Origin of the sequence: Pantoea sp. DY-17 (assembly GCF_019795975.1) — a bacterium.
GTDB classification, from domain to species: domain Bacteria; phylum Pseudomonadota; class Gammaproteobacteria; order Enterobacterales; family Enterobacteriaceae; genus Pantoea; species Pantoea leporis.
In genome coordinates, this window is sequence record NZ_JAIMIG010000001.1 from 1,790,450 (window position 1) to 1,805,357 (window position 14,908).

Here is a 14,908-nt window from a genome sequence, read left to right on the forward strand (position 1 = left end):
GGGTGGCCGTGATTCCCTGGTGGCCATGATGGCGCCCCTACGTAACTGTTCCTCTGTGATTCTCTTCACAACTCTTTAACGCCGACTTGTATGGTAGTATTAGTGCGCGTATTTTTTCATCATTGCATTCCCGTTGGAGTAGATGATGAAAAGTGTAGTGATTGAGCAACCGGGTGAACTGGTAGTAGCAGAGCGTCCGCTGCCGCAACCCGCTGCCGGTGAAGTACGCGTGAAGGTGCAATTTGCCAGCATCTGCGGTTCCGACGTGCATATCTGGCACGGCCACAATCCATTCGCTAAATATCCGCGCGTGATTGGTCACGAATTCTTCGGCCTGATTGATGCGGTCGGCGATGACGTTGCCGCCAGCCGCATTGGCGAACGTGTGGCGGTCGATCCGGTGGTCAGCTGCGGTCACTGCTATCCCTGCTCGATTGGTCGCCCGAACGTCTGCACAGCGTTGCAGGTGATTGGCGTGCACCGCGACGGTGGCTTTAGCGAATATGCCGTGGCGCCAGCAAAAAACGCCTTTCGCCTGCCGGATAGCGTTCCCGACAAACTCGCCAGCATGGTCGAACCTTTCACCATCGCGGCCAATATCACCGCCTTCCTCAAACCACAACCAAACGATGTGGCACTGATTTACGGTGCCGGGCCAATGGGCCTCACCGCCATTCAGGTGCTGAAAGGCGTGTATGGCGTTGAACAGGTATTGGTGGTTGATCGTCTGCCAGAACGGCTGGCGCTGGCGCAGGAAAACGGTGCCGATCAGGTGTTCAACAACAGCGAAATTCCACTCGTCGCGCAGCTGGAAGGCGTGCAGCCAACGCTAATTATCGACGCCGCCTGTCACCCTTCGATCCTGGCAGAAGCCGCCGCCCTCGCCTCACCGGCGGCGCGTATCGGCCTGCTGGGTTTTTCTGGCGAGCCGTGCAGCATCACGCAGCAAAGTCTCACCAGCAAAGAGCTGTCGCTGTTCACCTCGCGTCTCAACAGCAATCGCTTCCCGCAGGTGATTGAGTGGATTGAGCAAGGCCAGATCCAGCCGGAGAAACTGGTGACGCACTATTTCCCGCTGGCAGACGTTGAGCAAGCCATGACGCTGTTCGAAAAAGATCCCCGCACCTGCTGCAAAGTGATCCTACAAATGGGTTAAGTTAACCCGCACACCAGGTGTCCCCATGCCGGTCCCTTACCCGCCGGCATTATTACTATAAAAAATGACGATGACGGAGTTTCTATGTTTAAGAACCTGCGCTGGACCCTCGTACTGCTGTTGTTCCTGGTGTTTATGATCAACTACCTTGATCGTATCGCCCTCTCTCTGACGGTACCGCTGGTGGAAAAAGACCTGATGATCAACGCCGAGCAGTTCGGCATGATTTTCGGCAGCTTCTTCTTCGGTTATGCCCTGTTTAACTTCATCGGTGGCCTGGCGACGGATAAATTTGGCCCGACCATCGTGCTCGGCACCGCCGTTGGCATGTGGTCGCTGTTCTGCGGCCTGACCGCGATGGCGACTGGCTTCTGGTCGATGATGATTCTGCGCGTGCTGTTTGGCATGGCGGAAGGCCCCATCTCTGCCTCAGCGAACAAAGCCATCAACGGCTGGTTCCCGAAAAAACAGGCCGCCACCGCAATGGGCTTACTCAGCTCGGGTTCACCGCTGGGTGGCGCAGTTGCCGGCCCGATTGTGGGTTATCTGGCGCTGTCGTTCGGCTGGCGTCCGGCGTTTGTGGTAATCGCCGCGATTGGCTTCGTCTGGCTGGCGCTGTGGTTCTTCTTCGCGTCCGACAATCCGGCGAAAAGTAAGCGCGTCTCGGCAGAAGAGCGTGCCTTAGTAGAAAAACTGAAAGCCGAAGAACCGGCCGACGTGATCGACTCAAGCGGCGCCGCGCATGGTTTGGGCTTTTATCTGCGCCAGCCGATCATTCTGGTCACCGCCTTTGCCTTCTTCTGCTACAACTACATTCTGTTCTTCTTCCTGAGCTGGTTCCCGGCATATCTGGTGCAGGCGCACGGCCTCGATATCAAAGCGATGAGCATCACCACCATGATCCCGTGGATTGTTGGCTTCGTGGGCCTGGCGCTGGGTGGCTGGATCTCCGATAAGATTTTCAACATCACCGGCAAGCTGCTGCTTTCACGAAAAATTGTGCTGGTGGTTTCACTTACCGCCGCGGCGATTTGCGTGGCGCTGGCTGGTACGATAAAAGAGGTCAACTCGGCGGTGATCATGATGTCGATCTCGATCTTCTTCCTCTACATCACCGGCGCAATTTACTGGGCGATTGTGCAGGACGTGGTGCACAAAAGCCGTGTCGGCAGCATCAGTGGCTTTATCCATCTGATTGGTAGCTTGTCCGGTGTGATCGGCCCGGTGGTGACTGGCTTCATCGTGCAGCACTCCGGTAAGTTTGACAGCGCCTTTATCCTCGCAGGTGCGGTGGCTGGCGTCGGCGCGCTGCTGGTACTGCTGGTGATTCGTGAACCTAAAGCCACCAATAAACCGGTTTCAGTGTAATTCTCATGGGGCGCTGAGCGCCCCATTTGCTAAAAGGAATGACTATGTTAGAGCTTGAACGCCTCCCCGCTGATGTCCAACGCCCCGCTTACGATCGTAGCCAACTCAAGACCCGCATGGTGCACATCGGCTTTGGCGCCTTCCACCGCGCGCATCAGGCGCTGGCGACCGATAAGCTGGCCGCTCAGGGCAGCGACTGGGGCTATTGCGAAGTGAATCTCAACAGCGGCACGCTGATTCAGGCGCTGCGTCAGCAGGATCTGCTCTACACGCTAACCGAAATGGCGGATGAGAGTTTACACACGCGGGTGATTGGCGTGGTGACGCAAGCGCTGCATGGCAAAGGCGACGGCATTGAGGCGGTGATTGAGGCGATGAGCCAGCCAGACGTGGCGATTGTCTCGATGACCGTAACCGAGAAAGGTTATTGCTACATGCCGTCGAGCGGCAAGCTCAATCCCGATCATCCCGATATTGTGCACGACCTCGCTCATCCTGGTGAGCCACGTTCGCTGCCCGGCTTGATTCTGGCGGCCATTATCCGCCGCCGCGAACGCAATTTGCCGCCGTTTAGCGTGATGTCCTGCGACAATATGCCAGAGAACGGTCATGTCACGCGCAACGTGATCACCCAGTTGGCCGAGCGCCACAACCCTGCGCTGGCTGAATATATCCAGGCGCACATTACTTTCCCTTCGACCATGGTTGATCGCATCGTCCCGGCCATGACCGATGCAGCGTTCGACACGCTGACGGAACGTTTGGGCAGCCGCGATCCGGTGGCGGTTGAAGCCGAACCGTTTTTCCAGTGGGTCATCGAAGACAACTTCGTTAACGGACGTCCGGCGTGGGAAAACGCGGGCGCTGAGCTGGTCAGCGATGTGCTGCCGTTCGAAGAGATGAAGCTGCGGATGCTCAACGGCAGCCACTCGTTCCTCGCGTATCTCGGTTTTCTCGCCGGTTATGAACACATCAGCGATTGCATGGCCGATGCCAGCTATCGTGCGGCGGCGCGCGCGTTGATGTTGCAGGATCAGGCGCCGACGCTGCGCACGCAAGGCGTCGATCTCGAAGCCTACGCTGATTCCCTGATTGCGCGTTACGAGAATCGCGCCATCAAACATCGTACCTATCAAATCGCCACCGATGGCACGCAAAAACTGCCGCAGCGCCTGCTGGATAGCGCGCGCTGGCATCTGCGCAATGGCACCTCGTGCGATTTCGTGTTGCTGGGTGTGGCGGGCTGGATGCGCTATGTCAGCGGTGTGAATGAGCAAGGTCAGGCCATTGAGATTCGCGATCCACTGAAAGATCAGCTGGCGGACATTGTGGCAAACAGTGAGGACGGTGCGCCACGCGTTAAGGCGTTGCTCAGCCTCAACGCCGTGTTCGGTGACGATCTGCAGCAGCAGCCCGCCTTTGTCTCACGCGTGACTGAACTCTATCAGCAACTGGTTAAACAGGGCGCGCGCGCCACCGTTCAAAGCCTCGTCACACAAGGCTAAGCGCCTGCACAAATGTGTAGCGCAGACGCAGCGTGCTGATTAGACTGAACCTTTCTTAACGGGCTGGCAGATGCCAGCCGTAATACGGATATTGCTGCATGTCGACTGCCTATACCATAACCACCAGCGAACCGGTAAATCAGCAGATCTATCGTTATCTGCGCAAAGATATTGTGACCTGCGTTATTCATCCGGGCTCGCTGCTGTCGGAGAAGGAAGTGTCGGCGCGTTTTAATGTGTCACGTCAGCCGGTACGTGAAGCCTTTATCAAGCTGGCGGAAGCCGGACTGGTGCAGGTGCTACCGCAGCGCGGCACCTTCGTGCGCAAAATCTCCGCTCAGCGCGTGGCCGACGGTCGCTTTATCCGTGAAGCGGTAGAGATCGCCGTGGTTCGCCGCGCCGCGCAGGAGATGGGTGCGACCGGATTGATGGCGCTGGAGCATAACCTGCAGCTGCAGCGTCTCGCCGCTGAACGTCATGACAGCCAGGCTTTCCTGGGGCTGGACGATGAGTTTCACCGCTTAATTGCTGAAGGGATTAATTGCCTGCTGGCGTGGGAAACGGTGGAGAACATCAAAGCTACCATGGACCGCGTGCGCTTTCTGACCCTGAGCGAAGTGTCACCGCCGGAGCGTTTGATTCAGCAGCATGAAGATATCTATAACGCGTTGAAAGCGCATGATGTTGACGCAGCTGAAAGCGCAATGCGGCGTCATCTGCAGGAGATGATTTTGACCATTACGCCGATTGCCGAGCGTAATAGTGAGTGGTTTGAGGCGCCTTGATTTAGTGCTCGCTGTCCCCCATCCCGGCCTTCCCCCGCGAGCGGGGGAAGGAGATGCTGCCACATGCAGCTTTAACACTGACATATGGCAGCATCTTCCTCCCCCATCCATGGGGGAGGACCGAGGAGGGGGACAGCACGCACTTATTAAGGAGGACCGAGGAGGGGGAAAATCAGCACAACCCCACTCAATCAAGCAATCGTCACATCCTTCGACAAATACACATCCTGCACCGCATTAATCAGCTGCACGCCCTCTTTCAACGTCTTCTTAAACGCCTTGCGCCCCAGAATCAGCCCCATGCCGCCGGCACGCTTATTGATCACCGCCGTACGCACTGACTCCGCGATATCCGTTTCGCCCGCAGAAGCGCCGCCGGAATTGATCAAACCTGCGCGTCCCATATAGCAGTTCGCCAACTGGTAACGCACCAAATCTATCGGGTTTTCCGAAGTCAACTTGCTGTAGACGCGCTCATCGGTGTGACCAAACTTCACCGCGTTATAGCCGCCGTTATTCTCCGCCATCTTCTGCTTGACGATATCCGCACCGATGGTCGCCGCCAGATGGTTGGCCTGGCCGGTTAAATCGGCGCTGGCGTGGTAATCGATGCCCTCTTTCTTGAACGCATCATTACGCAGATAGGCCCACAGCACCGTCACCATGCCCAGCTCGTGCGCACGTTCAAAGGCCGCCGAGATCTCTTCAATCTGGCGACGTGATTGTTCAGAACCGAAGTAGATGGTGGCGCCAACCGCCACCGCGCCCAGATTAAAGGCCTGTTCCACGCTGGCGTACAACGTCTGATCGTATTGCGTCGGATAGCTCAGCGTTTCGTTGTGGTTCAGCTTCACCATAAACGGAATGCGGTGCGCGTAGCGACGAGAAACCGAAGCCAGCACGCCGTAGGTAGAGGCGACGCAGTTACAGCCGGCTTCAATCGCCAGCTCAACAATGTTTTTTGGATCAAAATAAGCTGGATTGGCCGCAAAGGATGCGCCCGCCGAGTGCTCAACGCCCTGATCGACCGGCAGAATCGACAAATAGCCGGTGCCGGCTAAACGTCCGGTGTTGTACAGCGTTTGCATGTTGCGCAGTACGGCAGGAGAACGATTGTTGTCGATCATCACGCGATCAACATAATCCGCGCCGGGTAAATAGAGGCTATCCGCTGGAATGGTCATGCAGCGATGTTGAAGAAGGCTATCCGCCTCTTTGCCCAATAACTGTACGATGTCCGTCATGTTCGCTCCTGATAAATGGCTGGATTGGAACCGGCCGTTGCCGATTCGCCCCCAACAGCCTGGACCGGAAAGCGCCAGGCTGGCAAATTGCTGACTCCATTTTTCAGACGGATGCGCAGTGAAAAAGCGGCAATCTGGCGTTACGCCCTACCACCATTGATGGAAATGGTGCACCGGCCCAATGCCTTTACCGACCTCCAGCGAATCGGCGTGCAGCAGCGCCTGTTGCAGCCACGCCTTGGCTTCAGCGACCGTTACCGCCCAGCTATCATGGCGCGGACGCAACGCCGCCAGCGCGGCTGAAAGCGAGCATCCGGTGCCGTGCGTGTGGCGCGTATTGACGCGCGGCGCGGTAAAGCGCTGACGTCCGTCGCGGGTAATCAGCCAGTCCGGGCTTTCGGCATCGCTAAGGTGTCCGCCCTTCATCAGCACCGCTTCGCAGCCAAGATCGAGCAGCGCATCGCCCTGCTGCAACATGGTTTTCTCATCCTGCGCCATCGCGCGTCCCAGCAGCGCGGCGGCTTCCGGCAGGTTTGGTGTGATCAGCGATACCTGCGGCAGCAGCAATTCGCGCACGCTCGCCACCGCATCCGGCGACAGCAGCGCATCGCCGCTTTTGGCAATCATCACCGTATCCAGCACCACAAACGGCAGGCTGGCCCGTTTCAGCCGCTCGGCGACCACCTCGACAATAGCGGTTTCGGACAGCATGCCTATCTTCGCAGCATCAATGCGCACATCATTCAGCACCGAATCGAGCTGTGCGCCAACAAAATCAGGTTCGATGCGATACACCGACTGCACGCCGCAGGTGTTCTGCGCCACCAGCGCGGTGATGACGCTGGTGCCATACGCGCCCAGCGCGGAGAAAGCTTTGAGGTCGGCCTGAATACCTGCGCCGCCGCTCGGATCGGTGCCAGCAATGGTCAATGCATTGATGCGTTTCATGCCTCGACCTCCAGCGTCCACAGCGTATCGAGGAAAGCAGCGGCAAAGCTGCCTGGCCCGGCGACCTGGCGCGCTGTCTGCTCACCCGCCAGCGACATCACGCGGCAGGCCGCAGCGACATGCTGCAGGCGATCGCCCGGCAAGCTGGTGCAGGCGGCAACCACCGCCGTCAACGCGCAGCCGGTGCCAACCACGCGCGTCATCAGCGGGCTGCCGCCGGGGATGGCGAATGTCTGCACGCCGTCAGTGACATAATCCACTTCACCGGTCACCGCCACAACGGTGTGGTAATCACGCGCCAGCTGCTGGGCAGCGCTTAACGCGGCATCGGCCTGATGCAGACTGTCGACACCGCGTCCGCCGCTAGCCTGTTGCGCCAAGGCGAGAATTTCTGAAGCGTTACCGCGAATCGCCGCCGGTTGCAGGCTCAGTAACTGTTGGCAGAATGCGGTGCGCAGCGTTAGTGCGCCGACCGCCACCGGATCCAGCGTCCACGGCGTGCCTGCGGTTTGCGCCGCTTGCACCGCCGCCCACATCGCATCACGACGGTCGCGCGTCAGCGTACCTACGTTTATCAACAACGCATCGGCAAAACCGGCAAACTGCGCCGCTTCTTCAGGATCGATCACCATCGCGGGCGAAGCTTGCAGTGCCAGCAGCACGTTGGCAGTAAAGGTTTGCACCACGTCATTGGTCATGCAGTGCACCAGCGGCGCTTGCTGACGCAGCAGTTGCAGAGAGTGCGCGAGTTGCGCGGGGGAAAGAAGGTCAGGCTGTTTCATAAGGCTCCCAACCGGCGATCAAGAAGGCGAATGCGGTCAGGCATCTGACTTCCCTACGCTGGCATTATCCAGATCAGGTCGGCGGGTGTATCTCAGCCCTGTATTAAAGGGGCACCCCGAGTCATTTAAAATCAAAATCAACTACTTGCGATTAACGTCCCGTTAATCCCTGATCCGGATAATGCCAGCGGGAAGTCAAAGACACAACCCCTTAAAACATACAATGTGTCCCACATTGTGACCCACATTGTGGCCCAATTGGATATAATCCTGACGTAAAAAAGGCCGGGTGACCCAGCCATGAATTTTGAGATTAATTTCTGCCGTGTTGGTTAGTGCAAGATCGCACTGATTGTTACCTTCATTCAGTGTCGAATGTTAAAAAGGGCGAGACCTTCCCAAGAACCAGCGATCCGCTGTGGCGCGTGTGCCTTTTGGCGTCACCATTTATATCTTCGTGAGGTTGCATGATGCATACATTCTGGTTGGATAAACTTGATCAGCGAGTCATTCTTGAACCACATGATTTTTATGTCTCACAGGCAAAGAAACGTCTGTTGTCTCAGTTCAATGACATCTCACGAGAAGCTGACGAAGTAGAACAGCAGCATTACGAGAAACTTGGTCAATTCTTCGACCCCGATAGAGATGACCCAGCAGATTCATACGAAGCAGCTTATCAAGAGGGCATTTCACATTACATTGCGCTCGATGAAATGCGGAACACTGTCACTTTGGCTATGACTGCGGGTATGTTCCATCAGTTTGATAAAACGCTTCGTGAGAAGATGGCTCGTGAGTTTAGCCACTGGCAGCCAGCAGCGATTGACCCACTGATCTGGAATATAGATTTTCCTGAGTTGGTCGAGTTACTGGAATGGACAGGCATTGATATAAAATCGAAGCCATTCTATGAAAAAATAGAAGCATGTCAGCTACTTGTGAACGTTTACAAGCATGGTAAAGGGCGGTCTCACACAGAGCTTGCTGGCAAATATCCGCAATATTATCCCAGCTTCACACCGAGAGCAGGCAGAAGAAACAGTCTTCCACGACCTGAACAACTCAAGGTGAGTGAAGCACAATTCACCGATATTGCTGACGCCATCATAGAGTTTTGGCTGAATATTCCTGAAAACAGAAGTAAGGATGATTTGCGCGACCAGCCTGAATGGTTCGACAAAGAAATGAAGCGCTTCGATCGTTATCTGAATAAGAATGCTGCGAAGAAACCATAAAAAAACCGGGCAGTTTCCCGTCCGGTTATGTCACTAACTTCTTCATTCGCTTTGCTGTCGCGGCTTCTCTGATTGCTGTCTCAAGCCCTTTAGCCTGGATGTGGTCAAACAGCGTTGTTCGTTTCATACCAAGCCAACGTGCAAGTGCCGAAAGGTTGATGATTGAATCATCGTCGCCTTTGAGTGGCAGGGTCAGAACTGGCACGGAGCCAACCCCAATCAGTTTTAATCTCATTTATTAATCTCCTTTCCCTTGCCTCGCCACCTCAATGGCGGAGCTTACGCACTGCATCAGCAGCGGGGGCAAGTCATGCCCCCAATTACTGCAAGCGGTGTCCATATCGCGTCTGTCTTACGCGGCCTGGTTCGTCAGCTTAGTAACGAAGTCTGGACGGTAAATCACTGGCAGGATGCTCGATTCCGCGAACAGTTCCACGTTGCGGAGCTTGTCCTGATGGCTGTAAATGCGAAAATCTACGGGTTCAGCGAACGCCAGATCCAGATTGCGGCTGGTTGCGGTAGCAACGTAACCGAACGGCAGAGCGATGTCTGAGGACAGCGGCTTGCCAAATTTTGGCACTAAAAACGCTTGGTCAGCACTAATGCCGTAGAGTGGATCGGTCACTTCAACCACACGGACATTGTCCAGCAGGAAGGTAGAGAAGCCCGGCAAAATTTCCTTATTGAACAGAACGTCACGATCCAACAAGCCGTATTGAATGCTCTGGCGAATGTCAGGATGGTATTCTACCTAATTCAATGGCTTGAAGAGAGCAATCAGATTTGAGGCGAGATAATTTTTCCTCAAATCGATCAGAGATTATGCGCAAGTCATGGGTTGAGATGCCCGGCTACAAGTGATCAAGTGGTTATTAAAACACCAAAAAAGATATACCCCGTTAAATTTTCAGCGTTATTGACAACATCTCCGAGCCTTGCACGGTGCGGCTTGGATGATTTTAAGACAACCACGATCCCAACATGTAGTGAAAATCAACTCTTGTGCTCAAAAGAAAGCTCACTAAAATAGTGAACATGTTGTGGTCAATAGAAAAAAAACCACAACATGTAGTGATTTTCATGAAATACAGACAAAAAAAACCGGACTCACTTTTGTAGAATCCGGCCTTAGTACGCATGACCACTATGAGTTTGCAGACTCATAACGATTGTTGGCTTGTGCATCAGTTTTGAACGCCCGATTGTGCCTAGCTTAGTTGGTCATGTAAACATCCAGTTTGAACAAACAAAGGTATTTGCATATGCCAATCTGTAAACAGTCACACCGATACAACAATGTTTTTGTTAACTTGCCTATTGACCAAGGTGGCGAAGGACGCCATAAATGCTGTGGTTGCGCCTATGAACAGGGTTATCGTGCAGGCCTAATACGCTCAGATCAACTTTGGGTTGATTTGGCCGCTCTCCCAGATAGCCAGGCAGGAACAGTTCGCCACAAGAGTTCTCAAGCAGCCTTTGCTGAGGGCTATCGTGACGGTATACGCGAGTCCTATCGCCAAGCTGGATAAAGAATAACTCGAATCATGGGGAGAATAATCTCCTCATGGTTTACTGTTGAAACAGATTTTCAAAGCGACCATCCTATCACGATGTATTAGAATTGAATTAAGGTTAACAATGAAAAGGAAATTACAGATTTTTGTATCCAGTACATTCACTGATTTAATTGAAGAAAGACAAGCAGCAGTGAGTGCAATTCTAAAAGCCGGTCACATTCCCGCAGGTATGGAATTGTTTACTGCAGCGGATCGGTCGCAAATGGATATCATAAAAAATTGGATCGATGAATCTGATATATATATGCTAATACTCGGTGGTCGCTATGGTTCGATCGAACCAACCACAGGGAAAAGTTATACTGAATTAGAATATGACTATGCTGTAGAAAAAGGAAAAGCTCTCTTTGCAGTTGTGATTACAAAGGATGCGTTGGAGAAGAAAGTCAAAGAACATGGTACTGATTTTATTGAACTAAAGGAACCCAAGTCTTTAGCAGAATTTCAAAACAAAGTATTGTCAAACATGTCATCTTTCTTTGAAGACGTTAAAGATATCCGCTTATGTGTTCATGAAAGCCTGTCAGATTTCAGTGCTAACAGGAAACTTAAGGGTTGGGTTTCAGCTGATGAAATCATCGATACTCATGACTTAGCTGAGGAAATAAAAAAATTAAATGAAGAAAATAGAAAATTAAAATCAGAAGTTGATAGCAAAGACAAGAAAATAAATTCATTAACTAACAATAAAGATAGTGAACTCAAAGAAATCCGTGATGTTTTAGCCGAAAAGAAAATCACTATCCCTGCAAATCAAAGTTACACGGGAAATGAAATTGATGCAAATCTTCTCCGTGTTTTTGTTGCCTTCCAGCGCATATTAATTAATGGAATAACTAACAATATCGGCATGGAAGACGTTGAACAATATCTTTATTTCACAATAAGCCCAATGCTTAAAGTTCACGGACTTATGGAAAACGAAAAAGTAACGGGTGCCAAGTATCGTAGATATGTAATAACTGAAACCGGAACCAGACTTCTTGCTTATATCGAAAAAAATGAGTTGAAAAAAGCTAAAGAAAAAAAAGAAGAACTCGAAAAGCAGTAATTTCTCAGCACTGATAATCATGATTATCAGTGCTATTTTTCAATCTTTCAATACCAGATTAATCCATCAATAACATAACACACCGTCGAAAGAGGAAACGTGTGTAAATATCGCTGAGTTATTCCTTAACCACTCTTCTCGTGACCTACCACTTGCTGTAAATGCAGCAAATTCCCAACCCATCCAGCTAAACAGGTTGAGATCATTGTGTGTCGAAAACTATGTACCAACCGCCGCTGTCCATATTCATCAAGGTAGGAAATCCCAAGTTTATCTCGGACATCAGCTAAGACCTTGCCAATCTTTGGCATATTCTTACCCGCTACTGGTGAAAAGATTTTTTCCTTCCACTGACGATTAACAAAATCGAGGAAGCCCCACTCAATTAACTTGGGATGGATCACAACCTGCCGCGTAGCGTTTTCGGTCTTACCTTGTCCACCCTCTGCTATTAACAGATAGTACCGTTGGCTGTCCTCGTCGAATTTGACCTGTGACTTTACCAGTTTGGCTATCTCACTCCTTCTGGCTCCGGTATAAGCAAGCAGCAAAGTGATCCACTTCTCCCATCCATCGGGCTGTTTGAGCGCCCAACTTACAAATTTACGCATTTCAGCCGCACTCTACGCACCGAATCTTGCCTTAGTTGGTGCTGAAACAATTCCATGTGTAGGCGATTTTTGTAGGATGTTTTTACTGTCAGTGAGGAAGGTTTTGAACAAGGATTTATAGATTTTGAGATGCTTATGAATGGCCCAGTCCCCACTAAATCTTCCGGTGGAACATCATCACATTCGATCAACTGTTGGATGGTCATTGAACGATATGACTGAACAACTCTCTTCGGCAGATTTTCCACGACTTCCATCACTTGCTTTATGTCCTGCTTGGTGATTTCTGTAACATCAGTTTCCCCTCCTAAGACGACAAGCAACACTTCCATAAAACGCTCATTGGCTTGGGCGATTGCTTTAGTCCAGTTACTTTCCTTCTCACTTCTGTACATGTTCCATGCTCCAGCCAAAGTTAAAGCGTCTGCTGGTTCGGTAACTTGATTTTGTTCCGCAACTTCCAAAGGAGTGACATTATCTCGGTATTCATGCAGTTCAATTGGCTGAGTTTGAGCAAGACGGTGATCATCATCGAAAAATTGATGAGCTATCCATTGATCAGTTTGCTGTTTCAAACGTTTGGATAAGTTTGAAAGACGAGCAGCAAAATGATCTGGCTGGATTGCACCGCTCTGCACCATGTGAATCACAGGGGAAGCAAATGACATTATCAAATGAGCTTGGGCGTGACTGTCTATTTCCAGTGACTTACGAAAATATGTATTGCCCGGCAGGCGAAAACGGACGTAGTAAATCCCGTTGCGTGTGATGGTGTGACGAATAGTCTTGTGCCCATTTGGTGAGCCTCTTTGAGATACGGCTGAACAAAACGGGACAGTAATTGATAGTAATCTGAATAATTGCCATGGCTACGCTGGCATTATCCAGATCAGGTCGGCGGGTGTATCTCAGCCCTGTATTAAAGGGGCACCCCGAGTCAAAACTACGTTGGCGAGCATAGGGAACAAGTTGGGGTAAAGCAAGTAAACGCCGCTTTCCTGGAATCTGGCTCACAAAGCAACAAATTACACATTCATGTAACTTATTGATAAAACGCCTTAAAACGACGCTTTTTTGCGTGCTGCGTCATACTTTGTAATAAATCCCATTGATAATTCGCGTCGCGAAAAATAGCATTCCCGGCAACTTGTTTCATGACGAAACAATACGGATTTGTTAATTGTTTATGGAAGCATCACGGAGGATTTGCTATGCGTCGGATTCCACGCGCGCCGCTCTCTGCGGCCATTGTCTCTGCCCTGTTTGCCGGCACTTTTGTGCCGGTTCCCTCCGCCCACGCCGTGGGTTTTGTCGAAGACGCCACTCTCTCTGGCAATCTGTTTTACTGGCAACGCCAGCGCGATCGCAAAGAGATGGATCCGCAAAAAGGCTCGTACGGTCAGTATGATGCCAATCTGCATCACGCCTCTGCGAATGCCAATCTCGACTTCTCATCCGGTTACGCCGGTGAGGTGATCGGCCTCGATCTGGCAGCGTTTGGCGCGCTGGAGTTAAGCAACGGCGGCCCGGCGGCACCGAATGAAATTGGTTTCAGCAATGCCCGTACGCGCTGGGATGAGGACTGGAGCGGAGATAAGAGCGGCTTAAGTCTCTATAAAGCCGCCATCAAGGCAAAATGGCAGGATAACTGGCTGCGCGCAGGCTATCTGCAGCCCACCGGGCAGACGCTGCTGGCACCGCACTGGAGCTTCCTGCCCGGCACCTATCGCGGCGTTGAGGCCGGCACCACCTTTGATTTTAGCGACGCCGGCGTCCTTTCCGTCTCCTGGATGTGGACTGACGAATACAAAGCGCCGTGGTATCGCGACATGTACAACTTCCGTAAAGCCGATGGCGTGACGGAGATTCCGTGGCTGCAATCCTTTGGTGCCAAATACGATTTTAAAAACGCGCTGGTGCTGGAAGGCGCCTACGGCCAGGCGGCAAATTACATGGATCAGTATTTTGCCAAAGCCTCTTATCAGCTGCCGCTGGCCGATGCACCGCTGCGCACCAGTTATCAATTTTATGGCGCGAAGGATCGTGACAACAGCGGCGTTGGCCAGGTGAACGATGTTTACGATGGCCTCGCGTGGCTGCAGGCGCTGACGTTCGGCTACACGCTCGGCGCGTTCGATTTCCGCCTCGAAGGCACATGGGTAAAAGCCGAGGGTAATCAGGGCTTCTTCCTGCAACGTATGACGCCGTCTTACGCCAGCTCGAATGGCCGCATGGACGTGTGGTGGGATTCTCGCTCAGACTGGAACGCCAACGGTGAGAAAGCGCTCTTCGCCGGTGTGATGGTGGATCTGGGACACTGGCAATTACCTGGCTGGCAAGTCGGTACATCGTACGCCTACGGTTGGGACGCGAAGCCTTCCACCAATCCCCTCTACGACCAAAATCAGCGCCTGAAAGAATCAGCGTGGAGCCTCGACCTGGTTTACACCATCCAGCAAGGCCGCGCCAAAGACACCCAATTCAAACTGCACTACACCCGCTACGACAATCACAGCGATCTTCCCAGCTATAGCGGCGGCTACGGCAACATCTTCCAGGACGAGAAAGACATCAAATTTATGGTCGTCGCGCCATTCACCCTGTTTTGACCCCGATCTGGCAGGAGCCAGAGACTTACCTCCG

Annotated in this window: 12 protein-coding genes, 1 pseudogene and 2 riboswitches; of the genes and pseudogenes, 7 read left to right on the forward strand and 6 right to left on the reverse strand. The window is 52.5% G+C overall.

Features of this window, described 5'->3' with window-relative positions; all coding sequences use genetic code 11:
• Positions 1-145 precede the first annotated feature (145 nt).
• The 4 genes from K5Y33_RS08430 to K5Y33_RS08445 all read left to right on the forward strand — a co-directional run bounded on the left by K5Y33_RS08430 (position 146) and on the right by K5Y33_RS08445 (position 4,814).
• Positions 146-1,156 carry a Zn-dependent oxidoreductase gene (locus tag K5Y33_RS08430; protein ID WP_222233869.1) on the forward strand — a complete coding sequence of 337 codons (1,011 nt, stop codon included), beginning with the start codon at positions 146-148 and terminating at the stop codon, positions 1,154-1,156.
• 84 nt (positions 1,157-1,240) lie between these two features.
• The gene (locus K5Y33_RS08435) at positions 1,241-2,524 is read left to right on the forward strand and encodes an MFS transporter (RefSeq protein ID WP_101763341.1); all 1,284 of its coding nucleotides are present in this window, start codon (positions 1,241-1,243) and stop codon (positions 2,522-2,524) included.
• 44 nt (positions 2,525-2,568) lie between these two features.
• The gene (locus K5Y33_RS08440) at positions 2,569-4,029 is read left to right on the forward strand and encodes a mannitol dehydrogenase family protein (protein WP_222233695.1); all 1,461 of its coding nucleotides are present in this window, start codon (positions 2,569-2,571) and stop codon (positions 4,027-4,029) included.
• 98 nt (positions 4,030-4,127) lie between these two features.
• On the forward strand, positions 4,128-4,814 hold the full coding sequence (locus K5Y33_RS08445; protein ID WP_101763339.1) for a GntR family transcriptional regulator: 687 nt from the start codon (positions 4,128-4,130) through the stop codon (positions 4,812-4,814).
• A gap of 191 nt (positions 4,815-5,005) precedes the next feature.
• On the opposite strand, the gene fbaB is transcribed toward K5Y33_RS08445, so the two are convergent.
• The 3 genes from fbaB to thiM all read right to left on the reverse strand — a co-directional run bounded on the left by fbaB (position 5,006) and on the right by thiM (position 7,788).
• Positions 5,006-6,058 carry a class I fructose-bisphosphate aldolase gene (fbaB, locus tag K5Y33_RS08450; protein WP_222233696.1) on the reverse strand — a complete coding sequence of 351 codons (1,053 nt, stop codon included), beginning with the start codon at positions 6,056-6,058 and terminating at the stop codon, positions 5,006-5,008.
• 147 nt (positions 6,059-6,205) lie between these two features.
• The gene (thiD, locus tag K5Y33_RS08455) at positions 6,206-7,006 is read right to left on the reverse strand and encodes a bifunctional hydroxymethylpyrimidine kinase/phosphomethylpyrimidine kinase (RefSeq protein ID WP_192411518.1); all 801 of its coding nucleotides are present in this window, start codon (positions 7,004-7,006) and stop codon (positions 6,206-6,208) included.
• Complete coding sequence (gene thiM, locus K5Y33_RS08460; protein WP_222233697.1) at positions 7,003-7,788, reverse strand: hydroxyethylthiazole kinase; 786 nt, start codon at positions 7,786-7,788, stop codon at positions 7,003-7,005. Before thiM ends, thiD begins: the two co-directional genes overlap by 4 nt.
• A 33-nt stretch (positions 7,789-7,821) precedes the next feature.
• Positions 7,822-7,917, reverse strand: a riboswitch (TPP riboswitch).
• Positions 7,918-8,255: 338 nt separating this feature from the next.
• Here thiM and K5Y33_RS08465 point away from each other — a divergent pair.
• Positions 8,256-9,026, forward strand: a complete 771-nt coding sequence (locus K5Y33_RS08465) for a hypothetical protein (protein ID WP_222233698.1) — start codon at positions 8,256-8,258, stop codon at positions 9,024-9,026.
• Positions 9,027-9,051: 25 nt separating this feature from the next.
• On the opposite strand, the gene K5Y33_RS08470 is transcribed toward K5Y33_RS08465, so the two are convergent.
• Both K5Y33_RS08470 and K5Y33_RS08475 read right to left on the reverse strand, forming a co-directional pair.
• Positions 9,052-9,261: a hypothetical protein gene (locus K5Y33_RS08470; RefSeq protein WP_222233699.1), complete on the reverse strand. Its 210-nt coding sequence runs from the start codon at positions 9,259-9,261 to the stop codon at positions 9,052-9,054.
• Positions 9,262-9,378: 117 nt separating this feature from the next.
• A complete protein-coding gene (locus K5Y33_RS08475; protein ID WP_255610245.1) occupies positions 9,379-9,735 on the reverse strand; it encodes a hypothetical protein in 357 nt (118 codons plus the stop codon).
• A gap of 929 nt (positions 9,736-10,664) precedes the next feature.
• Between K5Y33_RS08475 and K5Y33_RS08480 the strand changes: the two genes are divergently transcribed.
• The gene (locus K5Y33_RS08480) at positions 10,665-11,654 is read left to right on the forward strand and encodes a DUF4062 domain-containing protein (RefSeq protein ID WP_222233700.1); all 990 of its coding nucleotides are present in this window, start codon (positions 10,665-10,667) and stop codon (positions 11,652-11,654) included.
• 47 nt (positions 11,655-11,701) lie between these two features.
• On the opposite strand, the pseudogene K5Y33_RS08485 reads toward K5Y33_RS08480, so the two are convergent.
• Positions 11,702-12,933: pseudogene (locus K5Y33_RS08485) on the reverse strand (integrase).
• Positions 12,934-13,114: 181 nt separating this feature from the next.
• Positions 13,115-13,210: riboswitch (TPP riboswitch) on the reverse strand.
• A 266-nt stretch (positions 13,211-13,476) separates the two neighbouring features.
• Between K5Y33_RS08485 and K5Y33_RS08490 the strand changes: the two are divergent.
• A complete protein-coding gene (locus K5Y33_RS08490; RefSeq protein WP_222233701.1) occupies positions 13,477-14,874 on the forward strand; it encodes an OprD family outer membrane porin in 1,398 nt (465 codons plus the stop codon).
• Positions 14,875-14,908 lie beyond the last annotated feature (34 nt).